The sequence below is a fragment of the Streptomyces pristinaespiralis genome (assembly GCF_001278075.1).
GTDB classification, from domain to species: Bacteria; Actinomycetota; Actinomycetes; order Streptomycetales; family Streptomycetaceae; genus Streptomyces; species Streptomyces pristinaespiralis.
This window is the reverse complement of the sequence record NZ_CP011340.1, coordinates 1089282-1112291: the sequence shown is the minus strand read 5'-3', so window position 1 is coordinate 1112291 and position 23010 is coordinate 1089282. Positions and strand designations below refer to the sequence as shown.

Annotated in this window: 17 protein-coding genes and 6 pseudogenes; 16 read left to right on the top strand and 7 right to left on the bottom strand. The window is 67.5% G+C overall.

Annotated elements, in window-relative coordinates; genetic code table 11:
• Positions 1-6: 6 nt before the first annotated feature.
• Positions 7-216, top strand: a complete 210-nt coding sequence (locus SPRI_RS04535; protein ID WP_005308785.1) for an MbtH family protein — start codon at positions 7-9, stop codon at positions 214-216.
• A gap of 325 nt (positions 217-541) precedes the next feature.
• Here SPRI_RS04535 and SPRI_RS04530 read toward each other — a convergent pair whose 3' ends face one another.
• Positions 542-2365: an ABC transporter ATP-binding protein gene (locus tag SPRI_RS04530; protein ID WP_053557686.1), complete on the bottom strand. Its 1824-nt coding sequence runs from the start codon at positions 2363-2365 to the stop codon at positions 542-544.
• Between the two features lie 110 nt (positions 2366-2475).
• Positions 2476-4173: an ABC transporter ATP-binding protein gene (locus SPRI_RS04525; RefSeq protein WP_203227956.1), complete on the bottom strand. Its 1698-nt coding sequence runs from the start codon at positions 4171-4173 to the stop codon at positions 2476-2478.
• A 242-nt stretch (positions 4174-4415) separates the two neighbouring features.
• Here SPRI_RS04525 and SPRI_RS04520 point away from each other — a divergent pair, with 242 nt between their 5' ends.
• The 5 genes from SPRI_RS04520 to SPRI_RS04500 are packed head-to-tail and all read left to right on the top strand — an operon-like array spanning position 4416 to position 9790.
• Entirely contained in the window at positions 4416-5486 is a 1071-nt protein-coding gene (locus SPRI_RS04520) for a FecCD family ABC transporter permease (RefSeq protein WP_005308782.1), read from the top strand.
• Positions 5483-6604, top strand: a complete 1122-nt coding sequence (locus tag SPRI_RS04515; protein WP_037773153.1) for a FecCD family ABC transporter permease — start codon at positions 5483-5485, stop codon at positions 6602-6604. The genes SPRI_RS04520 and SPRI_RS04515 overlap by 4 nt, the downstream gene beginning before the upstream one ends.
• The gene (locus SPRI_RS04510; protein WP_005308778.1) at positions 6601-7431 is read left to right on the top strand and encodes an ABC transporter ATP-binding protein; all 831 of its coding nucleotides are present in this window, start codon (positions 6601-6603) and stop codon (positions 7429-7431) included. Before SPRI_RS04515 ends, SPRI_RS04510 begins: the two co-directional genes overlap by 4 nt.
• Before the next feature lie 14 nt (positions 7432-7445).
• Entirely contained in the window at positions 7446-9029 is a 1584-nt protein-coding gene (locus SPRI_RS04505) for an amidohydrolase (protein WP_037773151.1), read from the top strand.
• Positions 9026-9790, top strand: coding sequence for a 4'-phosphopantetheinyl transferase family protein (locus SPRI_RS04500; protein WP_078951206.1), 765 nt, complete (start codon positions 9026-9028; stop codon positions 9788-9790). Before SPRI_RS04505 ends, SPRI_RS04500 begins: the two co-directional genes overlap by 4 nt.
• A gap of 319 nt (positions 9791-10109) precedes the next feature.
• On the opposite strand, the pseudogene SPRI_RS39165 reads toward SPRI_RS04500, so the two are convergent.
• From SPRI_RS39165 to SPRI_RS04490, 3 genes and pseudogenes are all read right to left on the bottom strand, one after another.
• Positions 10110-10227 (bottom strand): annotated as a pseudogene (locus SPRI_RS39165) (IS5/IS1182 family transposase); the annotation flags it as partial.
• Positions 10228-10347: 120 nt separating this feature from the next.
• Positions 10348-10974 carry a LysE family translocator gene (locus tag SPRI_RS36845; RefSeq protein ID WP_005308769.1) on the bottom strand — a complete coding sequence of 209 codons (627 nt, stop codon included), beginning with the start codon at positions 10972-10974 and terminating at the stop codon, positions 10348-10350.
• 187 nt (positions 10975-11161) lie between these two features.
• Positions 11162-11957 (bottom strand): annotated as a pseudogene (locus SPRI_RS04490) (transposase family protein).
• Between the two features lie 117 nt (positions 11958-12074).
• Here SPRI_RS04490 and SPRI_RS39160 point away from each other — a divergent pair.
• The 9 genes and pseudogenes from SPRI_RS39160 to SPRI_RS04465 all read left to right on the top strand — a co-directional run.
• Positions 12075-12475, top strand: a pseudogene (locus tag SPRI_RS39160) (hypothetical protein); the annotation flags it as partial.
• Complete coding sequence (locus SPRI_RS39155) at positions 12472-13194, top strand: hypothetical protein (protein ID WP_234020579.1); 723 nt, start codon at positions 12472-12474, stop codon at positions 13192-13194. The pseudogene SPRI_RS39160 and the gene SPRI_RS39155, both read left to right, overlap by 4 nt.
• Positions 13187-13891: pseudogene (locus SPRI_RS39150) on the top strand (PP2C family protein-serine/threonine phosphatase). The gene SPRI_RS39155 and the pseudogene SPRI_RS39150 overlap by 8 nt, the downstream one beginning before the upstream one ends.
• Before the next feature lie 883 nt (positions 13892-14774).
• On the top strand, positions 14775-15167 hold the full coding sequence (locus SPRI_RS38430; protein ID WP_005308767.1) for a hypothetical protein: 393 nt from the start codon (positions 14775-14777) through the stop codon (positions 15165-15167).
• 95 nt (positions 15168-15262) lie between these two features.
• Positions 15263-16078 carry a SagB/ThcOx family dehydrogenase gene (locus tag SPRI_RS36840; protein ID WP_005308765.1) on the top strand — a complete coding sequence of 272 codons (816 nt, stop codon included), beginning with the start codon at positions 15263-15265 and terminating at the stop codon, positions 16076-16078.
• A complete protein-coding gene (gene hemW / locus SPRI_RS36835) occupies positions 16071-17414 on the top strand; it encodes a radical SAM family heme chaperone HemW (RefSeq protein ID WP_158685132.1) in 1344 nt (447 codons plus the stop codon). The genes SPRI_RS36840 and hemW overlap by 8 nt, the downstream gene beginning before the upstream one ends.
• Before the next feature lie 24 nt (positions 17415-17438).
• Positions 17439-18557, top strand: a complete 1119-nt coding sequence (locus SPRI_RS36830; protein WP_078535194.1) for a TOMM precursor leader peptide-binding protein — start codon at positions 17439-17441, stop codon at positions 18555-18557.
• Positions 18554-19864 (top strand): YcaO-like family protein, encoded by a 1311-nt coding sequence (locus SPRI_RS36825; protein WP_005308759.1) that lies wholly within the window; start codon positions 18554-18556, stop codon positions 19862-19864. Before SPRI_RS36830 ends, SPRI_RS36825 begins: the two co-directional genes overlap by 4 nt.
• Positions 19865-20105: 241 nt before the next feature.
• A complete protein-coding gene (locus SPRI_RS04465; protein ID WP_005308757.1) occupies positions 20106-21023 on the top strand; it encodes a transposase family protein in 918 nt (305 codons plus the stop codon).
• 305 nt (positions 21024-21328) lie between these two features.
• Here SPRI_RS04465 and SPRI_RS39145 read toward each other — a convergent pair.
• Both SPRI_RS39145 and SPRI_RS39140 read right to left on the bottom strand, forming a co-directional pair.
• Positions 21329-21632, bottom strand: a pseudogene (locus tag SPRI_RS39145) (IS110 family transposase); the annotation flags it as partial.
• A 186-nt stretch (positions 21633-21818) separates the two neighbouring features.
• Positions 21819-21911 (bottom strand): annotated as a pseudogene (locus tag SPRI_RS39140) (aspartate 1-decarboxylase); the annotation flags it as partial.
• A gap of 274 nt (positions 21912-22185) precedes the next feature.
• On the opposite strand from SPRI_RS39140, the gene SPRI_RS04460 reads away from it, so the two are divergent.
• Positions 22186-23004 carry a hypothetical protein gene (locus SPRI_RS04460; RefSeq protein WP_158685131.1) on the top strand — a complete coding sequence of 273 codons (819 nt, stop codon included), beginning with the start codon at positions 22186-22188 and terminating at the stop codon, positions 23002-23004.
• Positions 23005-23010: the final 6 nt, after the last annotated feature.

The window sequence follows — 23010 nt, the reverse complement described above, 5'->3', positions numbered from 1 at the left end:
CGAGTTATGACGACCAACCCGTTCGAGGACCCGCAGGGCCGCTTCCTGGTCCTCGTCAACGACGAGAACCAGCACTCGCTGTGGCCGTCGTTCGCAGAGGTGCCCCCGGGGTGGCGCACCGTGTTCGGCGAGGAAACCCGGGATGCCTGTCTTGCCTACGTGGAGGCCAACTGGACCGATCTGCGGCCGGCGAGCCTGATCGCGCGGCAGGGCTGAACCCGCGGCCGGGGACGGGCCGGCGGGGGTGGCGAGGCTCGCCGCCACCTGACCGCCGGCCGTCCGGCGTCCCGTCGGGGTGAGGGGGTCGCGGCACCGAGACGCGATGCCCCTGGTGATCGCGCCCCGCCGCGCGCCGGGACCAGCGGACGGCCGTCGGCGAACGCCCGGCCGCAGCAGGGGAGTCGGCGGCATCGAGACGCGAGGTCCGTGGCGGCCGTCACGCCGGGGTCCTGACGGCCGGCCTGCGACGCCCCTTCGGGCACCGGGAGTCGGCGGATCGACGCGCGGAGCCTTCCCGGCTGCGCCCGTCGCCCGCCCGGGATCAGTCCTTGGCGCCCGTCCGCGACGCCCCGTCGTCGCCCGGCTGCCGGCGGCTGTCGGACCAGGCGGACCACAGGGCGCCGTACCGCCCGCCCGCCGCCACCAGCTCCTCGTGCGTGCCGGTCTCGACGACCCGGCCCCCGTCGAGGACGACGACACGGTCGGCGGTCGCCGCCTGGGGGAGCCGGTGGGCCACCATCAGCGCCGTACGGCCTTCGAGTGCCTTCAGCGCGGCCGCCTCCAGCGTGCGGGCCCCCGCGCTGCCCGCGTCCGCCGTGGCCTCGTCCAGGATCGCGATCGGGGGATCGGCCAGGACCAGGCGGGCCAGCGCCAGATGCTGGGCCTGGGTCACCGTGAGGCGGTGGCCGCCCTCACCGACGACGGTGCCGAGACCGTCCGGCAGCGCCTCGACCCAGGCCAGCGCGTCGACCTGGGCGAGCGCGGCGCGCAGCTCCTCGTCGGTGGCCTCGGGGCGGGCCAGCCGCAGATCCTCCGCCAGCGGTCCGGCGAACACATGGACCTCCTGGCTGATCAGCGTCACCGCACGCCGGATGCCGGCCGGCCCGAGCTCCGTCGCGTCGACACCGCCGAGGCTGAACGAGCCCCCCGACGGCGGATGGACCCCGGCGATCAGCTTCGCCAGGGTGGTCTTCCCGGCCCCGCTGGCGCCGACCAGCGCCACCCGCTCTCCGTCACGCACCTCGAGGTCGACGTCGCTCAGCACCGGATGCCCGGGCGTGTACGCGTGGCTGAGGGCGTACACCTTGACGGAGCCGTCGACCGGTACCGCAGCCCCCGCCGGATCGTGCTCGGCCGGCAGGCTCGACACACCGACCAGGCGGGCAAGGCTCGCGCCGGCCGACTGCGCCTCGTCGATGAGGAAGAGCGCGGCGTTGACGGGGTTGAAGAGACTGTGGAAGTAGAGCGCGGCGGCGGTCGCCGTGCCGATGCTGACGGAACCGCTGCCGACCAGCAGGAAGCCGGTGACCAGGACCGACGTCAGACCGACGAACTCGGCGAGGTTGAGCCGCGAGAAGAAGCCGGACACCAGCCGGATGCCGCGCAGCGCGAGGTCGACCGCGTCCCTGGACCGCTGCTCCAGCAGCCGCGCGTGGCGGCCGTTCAGGCGGAAGGCGCGCACGGTCCGCACCCCGCCGACGCTGTCGAGGAGTTGGTGCTGCAGGGCGCCGGTGGCCACCCGGTGCGCCGCGTACACGGGGGAGGAGCGGGGGATGTACCACCGCACGGTGAGGACGTGGACCGGCACGGCCGGCAGGACGGCGAGCAGGAAACGCCAGTCCAGCACGGCGAGCCCGACGAGGGTGAGCACGATGGTGAGCACGGCGCCGCTGAACTCGGGCAGTGCCTGGCGCACCGCCTTCGTTATCAGGGTCACGTCGCCGGTCACCCGGGAGGTCAGATCGCCGGAGCCGGCCCGCTCCACCCGCTGGAGCGGCAGTCGCAGCGCCCGCTCGACGAACCGTTCACGCAGGCTCGCGAGCACCGTCTCCCCGAGCCGGGCGACGAGCGAGCTGCCGACGGCGGTGGCGACACCCCTGGCCGTCGCCACGGTGAGGAGGAGGACCATCGGCACCGTGAGGGCGCCGGGGCCGCGCTGCGCGACGACCAGGTCGACGATGCGGCCCAGCAGCGGAGCCGTCAGCATGCCGATGCCCGTGCCGAGTACCAGGACCGTCACCGCGGACACGGTCAGCAGCCGGTGCCCGCGCAGCAACGTGCGGACGACGGCGAGGGTCTGGGCGCCGGTGGCGATCGGCAGGAGCTCACGGTCGGGTGTGCCGGTCCCGCTGCTGGTCCCACTCATCGTCCGGCCTCCGTCGTTCCGGGCCCCGCGCTTCGCGGCGGCTTCGTCGGGCGAGGCCGACATGTGCTTCGGGGCGCCCTCGTCGTGCGGGGCGCCGTCGTGCCGTGCCGTCACGCCAGCACCACCGAGCGGTACGACGCGTCATCGGCGACGAGATCCGGGTGGCGGCTGTCCGCCGTGACGGCGCCGTCGTCGATCACCACCACACGATCGGTCACGGCCAGCAGGGCGGGACTGGTGGTGACGAGGATCGTCGTGCGGCCACGGCGGAGCTCGCTCAGCCGCGCCGCGATCCGCGACTCGGTGACGGTGTCGACCGCCGTCGTCGGATCGTGGACGACCAGCACCGGCGGGTCGGCGGCGAGCGCCCGTGCCAGCGCGACCCGTTGACGCTGCCCGCCCGACAGCGACCGGCCACGTTCGGTCAGCATCGTCTCCACGCCCTGCGGCAGGGCCTGTGCGACCTCGTCCGCCGCCGAGGCCGTCAGCGCGGGTCCGACGTCCACGGGGCCGCCGTCCCGCCCGGCCAGTACGTTGTCCAGCAGGCTGCTCTCGAACAGATCCGCGTCGTGGTGGGCGACGAGGATCGCGCCCCGCACCTCGGCCGGTGCGAGTGAGGAGAGAGGCACCCCGTCCAGCTCCACCGTCCCCTCCGCCGGGTCGAGTTCGCGGCCCAGGCACAGCAGCAGATCGCTCGCCGCTGCCGGGTCCCTGGCGACGACGCCGAGCAGCGTTCCGGCGCCGATGTCCAGGTCGGTCCCGCGCAGCGCCCCGCACGTGACGCCGCGCAGCCGCAGTGCGCCGGTGACGGGACGGGGCGGTGTGGCCGTCCCGCCGGGCACGGCGGGCGGCGCGGCCAGCACCTCCGCGATCCGGTCGGCGGAGGCACGCCCCTGTGCGAACTCGCCGCTGACATAGGTGAGCAGCTGGAACGGGCCGAGCAGGAACTGGGCGAGACCCACGGCCGCCACCAGGTCACCGATGCTGATCTCGCCCTGCATCGCCAGGTGCGCGCCGACCAGTCCGATGACGGCGATGAAGACCCCGGTGAGGGCGAGGATCGCGCCGTCGTGCCAGGCCCGGCTGCGGGCCGCGCGCAGGGCCGCCGCCAGGGAGTCCTGGCTGGTGCGCCGGTACCGGGACACCGCGGCCTGCTCGGCCCCTATCCCCTTGAGCACCCGAAGGCCCGCCACCAGGTCGGCGGCGACGCCGGAGGCGTGGGCGGCGCGCTCCTGCTCGACCTCGCTGCGCCGCTCGAGCGGCCGGCTGATGCGGTGGCCGATCCACAGCAGGGGCGGGACACCGAGCAGGATGAGCAGGCCGAGAGGTACGGAGATCCGCAGCAGCACCACCGCGCTGACGGCCAGTCCGGCGACCGCGGAGATCCCGTACGAGAGCGCCGCGGCGACGGCGCCCACCCGCTCGGCGTCGCCGGTGGCGACGGCGGTCAGCGCACCGGGCAGCCGGCCCGTGTCGGCGCCGCCGCGCGGGTCGAGCACCTTCGTACCGAGCTCCGTCCGGATCCGGTGCGCGGCGTGCTCGCCGGCCCCGTCGGTGATCCGGGCGGCGGTCCGGTAGCACGTGGACAGGACGAGGAAGAGTGCGGCCAGCAGCCCGAGCCTGGCCAGGAGCGCGTCAAAGGAACCGGTCGTCACGGCTTCGTCGATGACGACGCCGATGACGACGGGGACCATCACCTCGCACGCCTGGTGCGTCATACCGAGCAACGACGCCACGGCGATGTGGCGACGCCGGCCGCCGATCGCCCTGCGGAGGACCTGGCCCCCCGTCGGTCCTCCGTCGAGCATGCGGTACCTCCGAGGAGATGCGGGCAAGTCAGGTAAGGCTACCCTGATCAGCACCCCCGTTCGTCGGGCCGCGGCGAGTTCCGTCCGGCTGCGCGGCGCGTGGGCCCGAACCCTCGGCCCGAAATGGCGGAAAGTACCGGGGCGTTGACCCTCCGGCAGCAGTTCGGTTAGCCTCACCTAAGTCATTGGTGACTTCGTCACATTGCCTGCGGGCTACGCGATTTGCCGCCAGGGGGTATCGCTTGTTGGTCGAGGCGCAGGCGCCGTCCGGAAGCGGTGCCGACGATCCGGCCGCGCCCCCGACCCGGCGGGCCGCGGTGGCGGCGCTGCGGAGCCTCGGACTCCTCGTGGCCCTCGGCGTGCTGGTCCTGATCGCCCTGCTCAGCGTCTGGGTCGGCACGAGGGACATCCCGTTCACCTCGACGTGGAGCGTGCTGTGGCGGCCCGACGGGTCGGACGCGGCGGTCATCATCCACGACTACCGCATCCCGCGGACCCTGCTCGGTCTGCTGGTGGGCATGGCGCTGGGCCTGTCGGGCGCGCTGATGCAGGCGCTCACCCGCAACCCGCTCGCCGATCCCGGTCTGCTCGGTGTGAGCCTGGGCGCCTCGACCGGCGTGGTCGTGGCCATCGCGTTCCTCGGTGTCGGGTCGGCCCTCGGCTACGTGTGGTTCGCGTTCATCGGCGCCGCGGTCGCCTCCGTCGTCGTCCATCTGCTCGGCTCCGCGGGCCGTGCGCCGGCCACGCCCGACCGGCTCGTCGTCGCGGGAGCCGCGGTGACGGCGGTGCTGTACGCCTTCAACTCGGCCGTGCTGCTGCTCGATCCGCGGGCGTTCGACAAGTTCCGGTTCTGGACGGTCGGCGCGCTCGCCGGCCGGGACCTCGGCATCGTGCAGGTGGTGCTGCCGTTCGTCGTGGTGGGCCTGGTGACAGCCCTGGCGCTCGCCCCGTCCCTGAACGCGCTGGCGATGGGCGACCAGTTGGGGCGGGCGCTGGGGGTGAACGTCGGGCGGACCAGGGCGCTCGGCGCGCTGTCGGTGATGCTGCTGTGCGGCGCCGCCACCGCCGCCGCCGGCCCGATCGGCTTCGTCGGACTCGTCGTGCCGCACGTGGCCCGCTTCTTCGTGGGCCCCGACCAGCGGTGGCTGCTGGCGTACTCGATGCTGCTCGCCCCGATCCTCGTGATCGGCGCCGACACGCTGGGCCGGGTGATCGGCGCCCCCGGCGAGGTCCAGGTCGGCATCGTCACCGCGTTCCTCGGTGCGCCGCTGTTCCTCGCCCTGTGCCGCCGACGGAAGCCGGCCACGCTGTGAGCGCCGCACGGAAGGCCGGTGCCCCGGCGACAGCGACGACCGGACGTGGGGCGCCGGTCGGCGCCACGAAGCCGCGGGTCGTCAGCGGAAGGGTCGTCCGCACCCGCGGCGGGCGCGTCTCCCTGCGCGTCCAGGGCCGTGCGCTGGCCGTGACGTCGGTGCTCGTGGTCGCGCTCGTGGTGATCACGGGGGTGACCCTGACCACCGGGGACTTCGAGCTGTCGGTGGGCGAGGTGCTCCGGGCGCTCGCCGGCAACGGTTCGGGCGGCGCGGACTTCATCGTCAACACCCTGCGTATGCCCCGGCTGGTGACCGCGCTGTGCGTCGGGGCGGCACTGGCCGTCAGCGGAGCGGTGCTGCAGAGCCTGACCCGCAACGCGCTCGGCAGCCCGGACATCATCGGCTTCACCAACGGGTCGGCGACGGGGGCGCTGGTCGTCATCGTCGTGTTCCACGGCAGCATGACCCAGATCGCCGTCGGGGCACTGATCGGCGGGCTGGCCACCGCCGTCGTCGTCTATCTGCTGGTGTTCGGCGGCGGGATGCAGGGCTTCCGGCTCGTCGTCATGGGCATCGGGGTGAGCGCCCTGCTGCTCGCCGTCAACTCGTACCTGATCACCCGGGCGAGCTGGCAGGAGGCGCTCGAGGCGCAGGCGTGGCTGATCGGCAGCCTGGGGAACCGCGGCTGGGACCACGCGATCGCGATCGGCGTGGCCGTCGCCGTCCTGCTGCCCCTCGCCTTCGGCCTGGCCGGCCGGCTCTCCATGGTGGAGATGGGCGACGACACGGCGACGGCCCTCGGTGTCGACGTGGCGCGCAGCCGGGTCGCCCTGCTGTTCGTCAGCGTCGCGCTGGCGGCCTTCGGCACGGCGGTCACGGGACCGATCTGGTTCATCGCGCTGGCGGCCCCTCAGGTGGCGAGGAAGCTGATCCGGTCGCCCGGCCCCGGACTGGTCCCGGCCGCCCTGATGGGCGCCGTGATGCTGGCCGGGAGCGACCTCGCGGTGCAGCGCGTCTTCTCACCCGCCCTCCTGCCGGTGGGCACGGCGACCGGCACCATCGGCGGGTTGTACCTCATCTGGCTGCTGGTCACGGAGTCACGAAAGAGCCGCGTATGACAGCGACGACCGCCCCGACGGCCCGGCTCCGGGCCGAGGACCTGACCCTCTCCTACGACCAGCGGACCGTGGCCACCTCGCTCGGGGTCGTCATACCCGACCACTCGTTCACCGTGATCATCGGACCGAACGCCTGCGGCAAGTCCACCCTGCTCAAAGCGCTGGCCAGGATGCTGCGGCCGACGGCCGGGCAGGTGTACCTCGACGGCGCCGCCATCTCGTCGTACCGCTCCCGTGAAGTCGCCCGCAGGCTAGGCCTGTTGCCGCAGTCGTCGACCGCGCCCGGAGGCATCACGGTCGGGGACCTCGTGGCCCGGGGCCGGTACCCGCACCAGCGGCTGCTGAAGCAGTGGACGGCACAGGACGAGGACGCCGTGATCGCGGCGATGCGGCAGACCGGTGTGCTGGAACTCGCCCACCGTCCCGTCGACGACCTCTCCGGCGGACAGCGGCAACGCGTCTGGCTGTCCATGGTGCTGGCCCAGGAGACGTCCGTCCTGCTGCTCGACGAACCGACCACCTACCTCGACATCGCCCACCAGGTCGAGGTCCTCGACCTCTGCGCCGATCTGCACGAACGCAAGGGTCACACGATCGTCGCGGTCCTGCACGACCTCAACCAGGCGTGCCGCTACGCGAGCCACCTGGTGGTCATGAAGGCCGGCGGCACCATCGCCGCGGAGGGCGACCCGGCGGCGATCATGACGGCCGAGCTGGTGGAGGACGTGTTCGGCCTGCCCTGCCGGATCATCGACGACCCCGAGACCGGTACTCCGCTGATGGTGCCCACGGCCCCCAAACGCCGTGCCATGGCCCGGACATCCTAGGGACGGACCGCCCAATGCTCTGCACGAGGCTGACGAACGCGAACATCGTCACCATGGACCCGCGGCATCCCGTCGCCCGTCAACTGGGCATCTGGCGCGGCCGGATCGTCGGCCTGGACGACGCGGTGAGCTCAACTCCCGCCCGCGAGGTGATCGACCTCCAGGGCGCCACCGTGCTCCCCGGATTCATCGACGCCCATGTGCACCTCGCCTGGGCCGGGTTGAAGGCGAGCGCACCCAGCGTGGCCCCGTGCGAGCGGGTCGACGACGTGCTCGCGGTGGTGGCGGACGCCGTCGCGCGTCGCAAGGGCTCCGGCGGCTGGGTCGACATCGGCGGCTACGACCAGCGCGCCCTGGGGCGCCACCTGACCGCCGCCGAGCTGGACAAGGTCAGCGACGGGCACAAGCTGTTCATCATGCACGACTCCGGACACGGCTGCGTGGTCAACACCGCCGTCCTGGACCTGCTGCCGGCCGATGTCCCGCACCAGGACGGGTTCCTCGCGGAGAGCGCCATGACCGCGGCGCGCCGGCTGCGGCTGCCGTACTCGCAGGAGGAACTCGCCGACGCGATCGAGCGCGCCGCCGGCACCTGCCTGGACGAGGGCGTCACGGCCTGCGCAGAGGCCGGCATCGGGGGCGGTCTCCTCGGCCACAGTCCCGTCGAGCTCGGCGCCTACCAACTCCTGCGGGACCAGGGCCGGCTGCCCCTGCGGGTCCAGCTCATGGCGGCCGCGGACACGCTGCGGCCCGTCGGCTCGCACAGCGCGGACGGCATACCCCGCGCACTCGACCTCGGCCTGCGCACCGGGTTCGGTGACGACTGGCTGTCCGTGGGCGCCCTCAAGGTCTACACCGACGGCGGCATGATGGCCCGGACCGCGGCACTCACCGCCCCGTACCACGGCATGGAACACACGGGGGAGTTCCAGGACGACCCGGAGCGCATCGCGGACGTCATCGTGGACGGACATCTCGCGGGGTGGCAGCTCGCCGTCCACGCGATCGGCGACCGCGCCGCGGACCTGGCGCTGGACGCACTGGAACGGGCACAGCGGCTGCGGCCGCGCCCCGGCGCCCGCCACCGCATCGAACACGCGGGCCTGATCCGGCCCGACCAGCTTCCCCGGCTCGCACGGCTCGGCGCCAGCGCCGTCGTCCAGCCCAACTTCCTCCGCTACTTCGGGGACGACTACGCCTCGATCATGGGTGAGGACAGGGCCCCGTGGCTCTACCGCGGCAGGGCGTTCCTCGACCACGGCATCACTCTGGTGGGCAGCTCGGACCGTCCGGTCACCGACGGATCGCCGCTGCGGGCGGTCCAGTTCATGGTCGAGCGCGCCTCGGAATCCGGCCTGGTGATCGGCCCCGACGAGGGCATCACCGTCGAAGAGGCGCTGCGCTCGTACACGATCGGCGGCGCCTACGCCTGCCACTGGGAGGACAGCGCGGGCACTCTCGCTCCCGGCAAGCGCGCCGACCTCGTGGTGCTGGGGGACGACCCGCGTCGCGTCGGCACCTCGGACATCGGTGACATCGAGATCGTGTCGACGTTCGTCGACGGCCGCGAGCGGCGGCCGGTGGCGTCCGGGGGATGATCGTGCACTGCGTGCTCGCGCGTGACCCGGCCGGCACCCCACGGGAGAGCGGTGTCCCGGTCCTCCCCGGCACGTTCACGGGTCGGCTGCCCGCACGCTGGGACGCCGGTGCCGGGCCCCGCCTGTGGTGCGTGCGTGCGAGCGAGTACGCCGCACTGGCCGCGGCGGACGAGCGCCTGCTCGACACCGAGGAGCGGGCCCGGGTCCGGGCGCTCGTACGGGACGCCGACCGCGACCGCTACCGCGTCGCGCACGTGGTGCTGCGGCGCCTGCTCGGCGCGTACCTGGGCGAGGACCCGGCAGCCGTCCGCCTCGTCCGTGAGCCGTGCCCCGGCTGCGGCGCGCCGCACGGCCGCCCGGCCGTGGCCGGCGCGCCCTTCCACTTCTCCCTCGCGCACTCCGGCGACCTCGCCCTCATCGCCTTCGCCGACACCCCCGTCGGCATCGACGTGGAGGCCGAGCCGTCCCCGGAGGCGACGGCCGAGATCGGCGCCATGCTGCATCCCCGTGAGCGCGCGGAACTGGCGGCCGTACCTCACCGGGCCCGCCCCGCCTCGTTCGGCCGCTGCTGGACCCGCAAGGAGGCGTACCTCAAAGCCGTCGGCATCGGCCTCGGCGAGGACCCCTCGATCACCTACGTGGGAGCCGGCCCCGCCCCCGCGGCCCTCCCGGGCTGGTCACTCACCGACGTCCCGGTCCCCCAGGGTTACGCGGCGGCCTGCGCCGTGCGCGCCGGCGGCCAGGGGCGGTCGCGAAAGTAGGCCTTGTGCGTTGATGATCACGTGTCGAGGGACGTGGGGGTCTGACGAGCGGCCAGTGCGCCTGGCCTGAGCCGCTTCCGCCAGGGGGCGGCAAGCCGGGCCGTCCACAAGTGTGGACGCGGCGTGCCGGAAGCGCATGCATGCCCTCAGACGCTGCCGCGGCGGGCTGACCATCAAGTCCCACTTGCCGCCGGCAGCCGCTGCCGCCCGCCGGCCTTCGCCATCGGACCCGGCCAGGCCGGTGACGCGCCGGCGTTCCGCGAGGTCATGGCCCGTTTACAGGAGCCCCGGCAGACCGGCCGGGTCGTGGTGGCGCCGCCATGGCGTCCTTGGCGCCGGATTCTTCCCGCGCCCTGCAGTCGTTGCGGTTGCCGGGCAGCGGCCGGGCCGGTGACCACGACGAGTTGGGTATCGGCATCGATGACGACCTGGTGGTTCTTTGGAGTACCGGTCTCGTGTGGGTGCTTGAGGAATCGAACACCGTCGGTTCGTTGTTTTGGCTTGTGCGTGATTTCTGATCCGGGGCCGCAGCTCTGGGATGGACAGGACGTGCTGGCTCAGCTTGCCGTTGCTGTTCGCAGTCCAAAGGCGACCAGCACGGCTCCCGCAAGACGACTTGTCCCACGCCGGAAGCGAGAGGTGTCGATTGCCGTGCGCGCGACGCCGACCACAGACGTCCAGAACAACAGCCACACCAACACGACTGCTATGTGCGCGACGGCAAGTGCGGTGATCTGCGGTGCGACGGGTCGGCTGGGGGTCAGGAACTGCGGTACCAGGGTGAGATAGACCGACGCAGCTTTCGGATTGAGGACATTGGACCACAACCCCTGGCCAAAGGGACCGAGTTGCGCCCACGGCAGACGCCATCGTCTGCGTGGCGTTGGCCCGACGCCTCGACGCGCTGAACGCCATGTGGCCACACCCAACCAGATGAGATAGATGCCGCCCACGAGTTTCACCACCGTCAGCGCCCGCGCCGACGACATGACCAGGGCAGACAGGCCCACTGCGGCGAACGTCGCGTGGACCAACAGACCGCACACCGAGCCCACAGAGGCGCGCACACCGCCGGATCGTGAACCGGCGATCACCTGCTGCGTGACCAGGGTGCAGCTCGTACCAGGGATCAATGTCAGGGGTATGACTGCAGCCACGAAGCCGAGTACCAGATGCCACTGCACGCAACGAGCCTACGCAACGTGCCGGTGCCGAACCTTCAGTTCCTCCGACCAAGTTCGAGGTAAGCGCGACTGGGACAACCCGGCCCGCGTTGGCTCGTGGATCGCTCAACGGACAACCCTTCGTCCGTGCGCACGGTTGCGACTGGAGCTGACGGCATTGATTCGAACGAAACGGCCCTTAGAACCCCTATCGAAATGAGTGGCGGGGAGTCGCTAAGGCCTGTCCAGTAAATGATCGCAGGCGGGCGATCTCGGGCATGGCGTGGTGGACGCCGTCGCCTTGAAGGGGCGACAGTCGCGGAGGAGCTTCCAGGTCTTCATGCGGGCAAAGACGTGTTCGACGCCGGTGCGGACCTGTTTGTGGGACTTGTTGTGGGCGTGTTTCCAGTCGGGCAGGTCTTTGCCTTTGCGGCGACGGTGGGGCATCACGAGCCCGGTGCCTGGATGGCCGCCGTCGACGATCGTCACGGTCTTGCCGACGGCGGCCTTCGCGCCCGACTCCTCCCACGCCTTGCAGTCGTTGCGGTTGCCGGGCAGGGGCCGGCCGACCACCACGACGAGCCGAGTGTCGGCGCCGATGACGACCTGGTGGTTGGTGGAGTACCTGTGGTTCTTGAACTGTTCGGCGATGCTGTGGTCGCGAGTGGGAACCAGGGTGTCGTCCGCGTTGAGCACCGTGCCCTTGCGGAAACGCTGTCACTGCTTGAGCGCGAGCAGTGGGCCGGTGCGGGCCACGATCCGGTCGGCCGCGGACTTCGAGATGCCGAACAGCGGGGCGAGCTGCCGCAGCGTCAGGTTGGTGCCCCAGTAGGCGGCGACGAGCAATGCCCGGTCTTCCAGCGGTAGCGACCATGGTCGTCCCGGCTGCAGCACTTCGGCATACTCGTGGCGCAGCATTGTGATCAGTTGCGGTAAGCGCGCGGGTTCAGCCCGGTGAACGGGGCTATCCAAGACGGCTCCGACGCCGTGATCACTACTGTCACATCAAGATCGTCCCACCACCCCCAGGCTGGACTTCCGGAGACCCCTGCGCGCCGGAATTTCACTGGGCGGTCTCGTCATCGGGCGGTACCGTGCGACGCAGAACCAAGGGGGACGAGCTGGTGCGCCCGGTGCTGTTGGTGGATGTGGACGGACCGCTCAATCCGTATGCTGCGAAGCCGCACCGCCGGCCCGAGGGCTATCAGACGCACCGCCTGCTGACGCCTCGCTTGGGAGGCCGCCGAGCGGCGCCGGCTGACTGAGTGGGGTCTGCCGAGCAAGCCCGTGAAGCCGCTGCGGGTGTGGCTCAACCCGGATCCACGGCCCGGCGCTGGACGCCCTTCCCTTTGACCTTGTGTGGGCGACCACCTGGGAGGAAGAAGCAAACGCTTTCATCGCGCCAGTCCTGGGACTGCCCGAGCTGCCCTTCATTCCCTGGTCCTAGCCGCGGGCACAGACCGGCGGCGGTGTGTTCTGGAAGACGCCGGAGATCGTCGCGTGGGCGCAAGGCCGTGCGTGGACGAAATCGTCATTGGGCTGTGCCGCGCCACGGTGCCCACCTGGGCAGACGCGATCATGGTCTATCTCCGTGACCCACTGCCGGTTGGCGACGAGCAGCCGGTCTCCCCGTTCGTACTGCGAATGCGCCGCGCCGACAGACTCCGCTTCCATGTGGACGACGCAGGCCAGAGCAGGGCTGCTTCCATCCCGCCAATGGACGTGGAGGCCGAGCTGGACACGGCAGCCGAACTATGCGCGGTGCGGTCGGGCGGCAGGCTGTCCCAGGTACTGCTTGAAGTACGGCCGATCTTCGGCGAGCGGCCTCGCGCCCAGGCCGCCTTGTCCGAGCTGCTCGGCGACGGCTGCAGTGTGTCAGGGGATAGGAGCACGATCTTGACTCCGCTCCGCGGCCGTCGCCGCATTCTGGGCGCCGCTGTCTTTATACGCGACCCCGACCGCCCCGCCTTCGATACTCCTGATCTCCTGGTTGCCGCCCAACTCGGCACGCAGACCGCGCTGGGAATCGACAAGGCTGGGCTTTACGGAGCCCAGGCACAAATTGCCGATGGTCTGCAGCACTTGATGCTCCCACGCGCGCTTCCCCGGCCGACCGGCGTAAGGCTCGCCTCCCGCTACCTCCCGGGTGCAGAGACGGCCCGCGTAGGCGGTGACTGGTACGACGCGATTCCGCTTCCTGGTAGCCGGGTCGCGCCTCGTGGTCGGCGACGTTATGGGTGACTCTCTAGCCTCCGCCGCGATGATGGGCCAGTTGCGGACATCGGCCCAAACGCTGGCCGACCTGGACCTCCCGCCACAGGAGGTACTGCACCACTTGGACAAGCAGGCGCAACAGCTGGGCACGGACTACTTGGCTACCTGTCTGTACGCGGTCTATGACCCGGTTTCCGGCCGGATCACCGTCGCCAACGCCGGACACCCGCCCCCCCATCCTGCTTCACCCCAACGGCAGGGCTGAGGTGCTCCCTGTGCCAGCAGGTGCCCCAATGGCGTCGGCGGGGTCGACTTCGAGGCCGTGGAGCTTGAGGCCCCGGTAGGAGCGACGCTACTGCTCTACACCGATGGGCTAATCGAGTCCCGGACGCGTGACCATTGGAGAGGCATCGAGCTGCTCCGGGAACAGCTTGCCAACACCGCGCAGCTCACCGGTCCCGACCGTTCGCCGCGGCTGGAAGCCCTGTGCGATACCGTGCTGGACACGCTGGGCCCCGGCGACCGCGACGACGACGTCGTCCTGTTGGCGGCCCGTTTCGACGGAATTGCGGCGAATGACGTCACCTACTGGTTTTTGGACCCGGATGACGGGGCGTCGGATCACGCCAGCCGCCTCGTCCGAGGGGCACTGACCCGCTGGGCCCTGGACCGAATGTGGGACTCAGTGGAACTGGTGGTCAGGAACTTGTCGCCAATGCGGTGATGTGCGCCGAACGGCCAGTGGCGTTGCGGTTGCTGCGTGCTGATGTTCTCCGATGTGAGGTCGTCGACGACTCACCACAGATGCCGCGGCATCGCCCCTGCGGGACGACGAGGGTGCTGGTGGCGGATTGTCGACCGTGAATCGTCTCGCGAGGCGATGGGGAGCAACTCGGCTGTCCGTCGGGAAGATGTTCTGGTTCGAGATGACGCTGCCCGTCGACGAGTGATTGCCGTGCACGGGGTGCTGGCTCGCCACCCACTGCTATGCAAAGTCGACGCAACCGGCGGCGACCTCGCCGCCGGGCAGAAAAGAGCTCGTCCCGGGAGGACTGACTCGAGATGCGTGCATGAAGCCTTAAGGTGAGCGCGGCCTGCACCCGCTCGGCCACCTCCCACCGCCCCGCCTCCTCTTCCCGGTGCTTCTTCTCGCGGGGTCTCCAGCAGAGCAACAACCAACGGCACCAGCCACATGCACGAGCGATGCGCGCCCATCTCTCCCACGGATAGCCGGAATTCATGCCCAGCCCAGTCCGAACCACACAATCACGTTCGGAATGCCGATGGCGTCTCACTGCGCCGGCAGCTTCTGGTAGTCACACAGCAGGTGGCGCGAGCGCATCAGATAGTTCAGCCGCCCCTGGTGGGTAGTGCATTACACGGATCACAAGCAGGGAGTCAAGCAACGTTGCCCCCCACCATCACCGAGACTGCAATAATGGTTTAGCCTTCATTAGATTCATATTCAAGAATAGCGCTTGATGACGAACTGTATTATCAGCGAAAGCATTGCCGACGTCAATCGCCCCCCTTTTGGACACAAGTGGCGCACCTCTACGGCCTCGGTTACTGTCGAGATATCCGAATTCTGCGGATGAGGTGATCTCGTGGGCTGTGAAGACAAAGATCCCGGGCACGGTCAACCGCCACAGCAACAACAAAGGGGCCGTCCGGACGAGGGTGAACGGCAGAATTTCAGGCAGGCTCTGAGCCAGCTGGCCAGCGATCCCGACTACCGGATTCAAGCCACTGCTAACCCTCAGCAGCTGGTTAGCGACTTCCAATTGGAGCCGAAAGAATTGGAAGCCCTAAGAACAGCAGCCATCATGTCTGGCGCGGATGTCACATCGGTGGATCTGCTGCGAGCCGAATCCATCAAACAGGCCGCTCTGGGGCGCGCCAAAGGGGAAACCTGGGCCTCGATGGAGAACGGTGGCAGCGGCTGCAGTTGTTGTTGCTGCTGCTGCGGTGAAACATCAGTCGTTACCATCGTGGGCTGACATGAAGCTTCGCCGAAGGGCCCGTACTGCCAGCGGCCGTCTGGTTCCTTCGGCGAAGCGAAAGGCGTCGAAGCGCGCTGCTTGGGAGTTGAATTATGGAGATTTCCTGGGAAAACGGAACGACCCAGACACTCGCTGAGCAGGGCAGCGGCAGACTCTGCGAAATATACCACGAGAACACAAAGCTCAGTGCGTTTCACGCACAACAAATCGCCGGCCAGTTCGCTGTGGCTCCGTTCGACCTATTTGTCACTAGCAGAGGCTTCCGCCAATATAGTCACGCCCAGCGCATTGCACTACCAGAATCAGAAGTAGGCGCCAATATCAACCTTCGCGAACTGCTTAATCGACGCCGGTCGAGTCGGGAAGTTTCTAGAGAGATTGAATTGTCCAAATTGGCATCTCTCCTTCAGATGTCGCTCGGGCCGACGAACGTCACGAAGAATACTGAATTCGGCGTCAGTCAGGTTCTGCGCGCTTGGCCGTCGGCTGGGGGCCTCTATCCAATTGATTTTTATGTCGTCGTACAGAGGGTGCATGGCTTGGAGCCAGGCCTGTATCACTACAATTTCTTGACACACGAACTTGAACGGCGATCTGCGCGCCATCCCCATGAAATCCTCACCGAGGGATTCTTTTGGCAGGACTTCGCAACGGAAGCCGCTCTCTGCATGCTTTTTGTGGCTCCGTTGGAACGCAGCTTGTGCAAGTATGGCGACCGGGGTTACCGACTCGTACTGCTGGACGCCGGACATGCCGCTCAGAACGTTCTCCTCACCGCTGAGCACCTGGGCCTCCGGGCAACCGCGGTGGGGGGCTTCGACGACGACGGCCTCGCTGCCGATCTTGGGCTAGATGGCATCGAGGAGATCGTCGTTCACGCGCTGGTTCTTGGAGGTAGCGATGAATGACGCTGGGCCTTCTGACATCTGGGCAAAGAAGGACAATGAGTTCGTTGCCTGGTACCCGCTCGTGCTGAACGCGCAAGAGGCGTCGACCGTGTGGACCCCCTCCCCAGCCGGCTACTACGTTCACATTCCGTTCTGCACGGCCATCTGCGACTACTGCGGATTCTCCGTGCAGCGGTCGAAGGGCGCTCACATCGCCCGCTACATGGAGGCGCTTTCCACCGAAATCAGACGCTACGCTGACGCCGGTAGGCTAAATGGCCATCGGTTCGTATGTGGTCATTTCGGTGGTGGGACTCCTTCGGCAATCGATGCCGAAGATCTAATTTCAATCAAGCGGCTGATCGACTCCTGCTGTGATGTTTCATCTGACGCCGAGGTGACAATCGAGGTCAACCCCATCAGCTTCACATCCGATAAGGCGGAAACATATGCAAAAGGCGGCATCAACCGTATCAGTATCGGCGTTCAATCATTCGACGACCAAGTTCTGCGTACGATTGGACGCCCGCATCGTGCTGGGGATGTGGAAGATGCTATTGAAGTGGTACACCAAGCGGGGTTCGACAACTTCTCGCTTGACGTTATATATGGTGTACCCGGGCAGACGGTCGACTGTCTTCGAGAGGATCTCACTCGAGCAGCGGCCACAGGGGCGTCTCATCTTTCCTGTTTTCGCCTTGAAATCATCCCTTTTACCGCTTTGAAGTTGCGGGAAGGTGCTGGCCTGCTTCCCAGTCGACTCGATGAGTCACAGCTGAATGAGATGGACGACGTGGTGAGAGAGGTTCTTCTCGGCCTGGGCTACGAGGAGTATGGAGCTTTCAACTTTGCCAAACACGGATATCGCAGCGTTCACAACCGAGTGGCCTTCGTTGCTCCTCAATGCGACTATGTCGGCTTTGGCGTCAGCAGTTACTCGTTCATGAACGGGCATATCTACTGCAATCACGCTGACCTACTCAATTACGAGAAGGAGATATTTGCGGGTCGCGATCCGATCGCATTGGCTCACCAGGCGACGTCTATGGAGCTCATGTCCAGGTATTTTGTCCTTGGAGTAAAGTTTCAGAGGGTGCCGCGTGCTGGATTCATTGAGCGCTTCGGAGTAGAGCCAGAGGAGATATTCGGTCGTGTATTCGACGAGCTGAGTGACCTAGGGGTCCTGAAGCTTGATGGCGATGACTATGTCGTCACAGGCAAGGGTCGTCGCTACATCAACAACGTCTGCAAATCTTTTTACGTCGGCGATAATCGGGGTAAAATCCAGTACCCCCAATTCGTCTCAAACTTGAGCGTTGAGCAGGTGCTCTCCTATGCGAAGAAGGCGTCATCTTAGTTTCCTCCTGCCTCAAGGAGTGGCATGACTTCCACCGGCCAGGTACCGACAGGGGATCCCCGCCTTGGAGAGAAGGAGAGAGGTCTCCAGGCCGATTCAGGGCCGAAGAATTCCGCCGAGCTGTACAGCCTCCGTCCCGGCGCCTGTATCCTGCCGATCTCGGCAGATCAGCTACAGATTGCCTTCCCCAACTATACGGCGACATTTGACGGAGTTCCCGTCGTCGCAGCGCTTCACGCCATTCTTGAGGCTATTGAGGAGGAGAGTATTAGCCGCTCGACTGCCGTTCGTTCGGCTGCATCGATCTCTGGGTATCCGGAAAGCTTTATAGAGTACGCCTTTGACATGGCTATAAAGGCACAATGTTTCGCCGTGGGGTCGGAGGGGAGCTACAACGCTTGCTGGGAAAATCCAGAATTGGCCAGCTACTATTCCAGTCTGGGTGAGGATCCGAAAGCAAGGATTGATGAACTTCGTGAAAGTCAGGCTATCGTCATCCAGCCTGCTGGGGCAGAGCCTGGCCTGGCACCACTCCTTAGGGAAGTGGGTATCGCTGGCAGTGTCTTCCAAGCGGCTCCCGGTGACTCCGTGGCAGAGATCATCGAAAACGTTGCATATGAGCTCAACGATGGTGTGCGAACCATCGCTTGCTGGGGTATGCCGTATCGATTCGCATTGCCGCGCAAGCTCAATGAGCTTGCGGTATCACGACGCACGCCCATTCTATTTGGCGCGTGCGAAGGCATCGTGGCGCGTATCGGTCCGTATGTTATGCCAGGCGCGACTGCCTGCCTGGAGTGCGCCCTCGGGAGACTGCTTTCGCATGCTGGAACTCAGGAAATCCGCACCTATGCTGAGTTGCGTGCGCGGTCGGAAGAGCGTGTACCGGAACCCTGGCCGTCGCACCCTACATTCAGAGAAGCCATGGCCCGACTGTTCGTGCTGGAACTCGCCCGCATTGCGGCGCGAGAGAGGGTTACGACGATGGGCGCGTTCGTCGAGCACACCGTATTGGGCGGCACGGCCGACCGGCACCCGGTCCTGCGCGTCCCGCGTTGTGCTGGATGCACGTCGGGGAAGCCGCGCCGACTCGCCTGGGACGTCCGTTTCCCGGCCCCTGAGACGGCGGAGGAGGAGGAATGAACACCGACTACAGTTCCGCGCTGATGGAGTTCGGCGCTTTGGTTGACGAGCGTACGGGAGTCATCCGTCGTGTCGAACTGGTAAAAGTATCCCCTAATGACCCGGATGTCTTCATGGCGTATGCAGAACCTTGTGACACGTCTGCCTTAGTTGGCATCGCCGCCGCCAACAAAGGTGCGGCCTGTTCGCCGTCACGAGATCGCGCAGTAATCCGCGCCTGCGGTGAGTCGATCGAGAGGTACTGCTCGGCCTTTTTTCGCAATACTGAAAGAGCATATGCTTCCTGTGCGGAACTTTCTGCAGCGGGCGATAGCTATGTGCCAGTGGAAGAGCTTTACCCGTTCGGCTCGTCGGTGACCGATGATGGCTTTCCCTACGATCTCACGGACGGCCGGTCAATATCCTGGGTGCAGGCAACTTCTACCCGCACCGGTGCGCATGCTTTCGTGCCGGCAAGTTGCGTCTACACTCCCTATCTTTTCGACCGAAGGGTAGAACCGTTCACGCACATGCCGATCTCTACCGGCTTGGCTGCACAAAGGTCGACAGGGGAGGCGATCGATAAAGGCATCCTCGAAATCCTCGAACGAGATGCGTTCATGATCATATGGCATAATCGCATGCCTGTTCCTCGGATCAACGCATCCAGCTGTCTTGGGCTTGATCGGCTCATTGATCGCCTGTTGGCCGCCGAGTCCCCGAGTGGCCCCACTTGGCATATCAACCTCCTCACGCTCGATGTTGACGTGCCGATCATCAGCGCCGCTCTAATCGATCCAGGCGATCCTCCACGCACTTCTTTTGGTATGGCCGCAAATGCGGACCCACAACGCGCACTTCTCCTCGCCCTCGAGGAGGCGGCACTCACTCGTGTGCTAATCAATCGCAGTCGTGTGCAGCCCATCGCCGGGGAACCCAGAAGTCACACCGTCCGGACCCTGCGTGATCATCTCAACGTCCACGCTTCGTCCCAAGTCCTCCGTTCGCGGCTTGGCTTCCTCACGGACGACGGACCGCAGTTGACTTTCACAGAGGTGTGCGACCGGTTTCCCGGTGGAGAGATCTCGATCTCGAGATCTCTCCACCGGGCTGGTTTGGAAGCATTCTGGGTCGACGTCACTACCGAAGATGTCGCCGACTTCGGGTTCCGCGTCGTGAGAAGTGTCGTCCCGCATGCTCAGCCGCTGGACAATGACCACCGGTACCGCTACATGGGAGGAGCCCGGGTCTTCACAGTCCCGGCTCGACTGGGCTATCGACGCCATCAGATGGCCGACCTCAACCCTGACCCTCATCCTTTTCCCTGATGCCATCCGCTCATCGCTTACAAGGCTGACTGGCATCGCGATAGACCCCGAGCTGATCGGCGACCCGTGCGATCACGCCCACCTTCTGCCCTGTCTCCTGACGCATCTCGAACACGAGACGCACGGCCCCCTCCCGCAACTCCGCGGTGTACTTCCTCGGTGCCGGCATGACTCTAACGAGCTGGTGCGTGACAGCGGGTGAGGACGTCTGTGCTGGTGGGTGACACCGTCTGTGGCGATCATGGTCAGTCAAGCGGTTCTCGCGCATCAGTTGTTCACGGGGATCTCCCGGCAGCGTCCCGCTTGCTTAGTCGAGGAGTTGGCTGGCCCGTGGCAGGCCGTGGTCGAGGGGCGCCGTCACGAGGCACGCGGCGGGGCCAGGAAGCGAGCGGCAGGACGCGGCCCCCGACACCAGCTGGTCTTCGTCGACCGGCTGGTCGTCACGCTGATTCACTTGCGGCACGATCTCCCGCACTCCGTCCTCGCCTTGCTGTTCCTTGTCGACCGCTCCACCGTCACCCGGGCCATCGGCGAGATACGTACGCTTCTGGCCGGCCGGGGATGTGCGGTTCCCGACCGTCCGAACCTGCGGCTGCGGACCTTGGCGGATGTGTTCGCCTACGCCCAGGCCGAGGGTATCGAGCTGCGGCTGGACGCCACCGAGATCCAGGTCCGCCGCCCCCTGGCCGGCCGCGGCGGCAGGCGTGCGTTCGTCTCGGGCAAGAAGAAGCAGAACACGATGAAGGCCACCGTCATCGCCGACGCCCAGGGCCGCACGTTCTGGACCGATGCTCTGCGACCAAGGCGGATGCACGATGCGACCGTCGCACGCAACGAAGGCATCGATACCTGCTTCCGACACTTCGCCGACGTGGAGATCCTCCTGGACGACGGCAACCTCGGCCTCCGCCGTGACCATCCCGGCCAGGCGGTGACCCCGCCCAGGAAGGGAAACAAGATCAGCCCGCCCGAGGTCCTCGAAGCCCGCCTACGAGCCCGACACCGGCACTCCCCGAAACGCATCACCGTCGAACACGCCCTCGCCGACCACAAACGCTGGAAACAACTGGTCCGCGGAACACACCGCCGCGAGACCCTGCCCACCACCTACCGGGCCATCGCCAGCCTCGTCTCCGACCGCAACACCACCACCCGCTGATACAAACCCTTAGGCTCAGTGGCCATGAGTTGCAGCGGTTCTCAAGCGGCAACATGCTTCCGAGACACCCGCAAAAGCAGAGTGGTCTGGCTTGTCCGGGATGACGACGGAATGCCGACCTCCCTCTCCACGGACGGCACGCGAATTCCCTATGGACTCAAGATCGGCATCAACTGGAGGTGGCCGCGCCTGGTCGGCTGGGACTTCACGCCCATGGAAGTTCTCAACCGACCGGCTTGCCGACCAGAGCCTGTCTCTTTGATGGGTTGGTCAGTTGGTTCGGGTGTGGCCGTCCGGTCAGTGACTTCGTCACCGGGGTGGATGGACGCAGGTCGTGGCGCATCCCGGGCCTGGTGAGCGGTGACATAGGCGTCGCGGGCGTCAGCCTTGCCCTCGCCGCGGGAGCCGGATGCCCCGTTCACCAGCCGCCCGGGCATTCACAACCTCTTGGCAGGGACCGACGAGCAGAGCCGGCAGCAGTGCGGGTTCCCCGCCGGTCATGTCGATCGCCCAGGTGACCTCACGGCCGTCGGCCAAGTCCAGGTCACCGGCGATCAGCTTCAGCAGCTCGGGCTCGTCGTTGGCGACCCGCCGCGACAGCAGGGCACGGACGAGGCGTCGACTGCCCCTTGGTCAAAGGGTCGGTGCCGAGGTACTGCGCTGCGAAGCCGCAGGAGATGCCGCGGTCACCGCACGGGAGCGCGTCGTCGTCGACACCGGCGTCGGGCTGCCGGGCACCGGCTCGGCGCGGCGGAGCCGAGCGCCGCGATTCCGTTGTCTACGTCGACGTGCCCGGTCGGCGGCGTCCATGAGGTGGCAGTCGACGGTCCTGGACCCGACGCAGTGCAGGTCGGCCTGGGTGACGGTGGCGCGGTGCCTCTTGGACTCTGCCTCGTGCGCTGCGGGCGGGGTTGAACCGGACTGGACACCGGCTGGAGTCCGTTGTCACCGGACGCGCCGTGGGAGCGGGCGGAACCTCGGGGCAGGGTGGCATCCGGATCACCCTCCGGGCGGGTCCCGGGCACCCGACCGGCCCGGGCGGGCCACGACCTGCGGCAGACCCGGAGCGGGCCGAGGTCCCATTTTTGGCGTAAGTCCGGACACACAGCGTATTGGCTCCAGTACTGTGCATCACACGATTCGGCGCGGTGATGGGGGACGGGTGAAAGAGTCGTACGAGGTGTATCGGGACGCGGTGCGCGATGTGTGGCGCGACTGGTGGACGGCTTGGCCTTTGTCGCAGTCGGTTCACCTGGGGGACGTGTTTCATCTTTCGGACAGCCGGGTCCGACCCGCCGGGGCACTCTCCGATCGCGGCGTGACGTTTGCTTCACGCGGCGGCACTCCGCACAACGACTACCTGTATGCCACGCAGGGCTCCGCGGCTGTGCGGTTCAAAACGGCCGGCGTCGCAATGGACGGGGTCACCGCGTTGGCGGTGGCTGACCTCGGTGCCCTGGTCACCTTCGAGAAGGACGACTCCGCTCTCATCGTCTACCGAGGGCTGGTCGAGAACGGCGTGACAGACGAGCGCGCCATCGCCGCAGCACTCGTACGCCTCACGTGGGAGACGTGGGACGACTCCCTGCTCGCGGTGACGCACGTGATCGCAGCGGAGTCGGGCACGGTACTGACGGCGGCAGGTACCAGCGCCTCCGCCGAACTGCGTTTGCAAGCGGGGGCCGGACAGGCGCAGCTCGGCCTCGCCGATGTGGCAGGCCGAGTCTCGGTGGCGCGGGCGAAAGGCCTCGGCCTGCACTGGACGAGCGACCAGGGGTGTACTCCGTTCTTCCGTGTCGTCGGCCTCAGGAAGGGCTGGTTCGGCAAGGTGAAGCAGGACTACGGTCCACGGCAGCCGGGCCGTGGCGCAGGACCGGTCCCGGTTCCTCCTGCGCTGGTCGACGAAGCACACGAAGACCCCCGATCAGTCATCGAAGTTCTCGGTGCGGACGATCAGCCTTTCGGGATCACTGACCAGTAGAGCTGC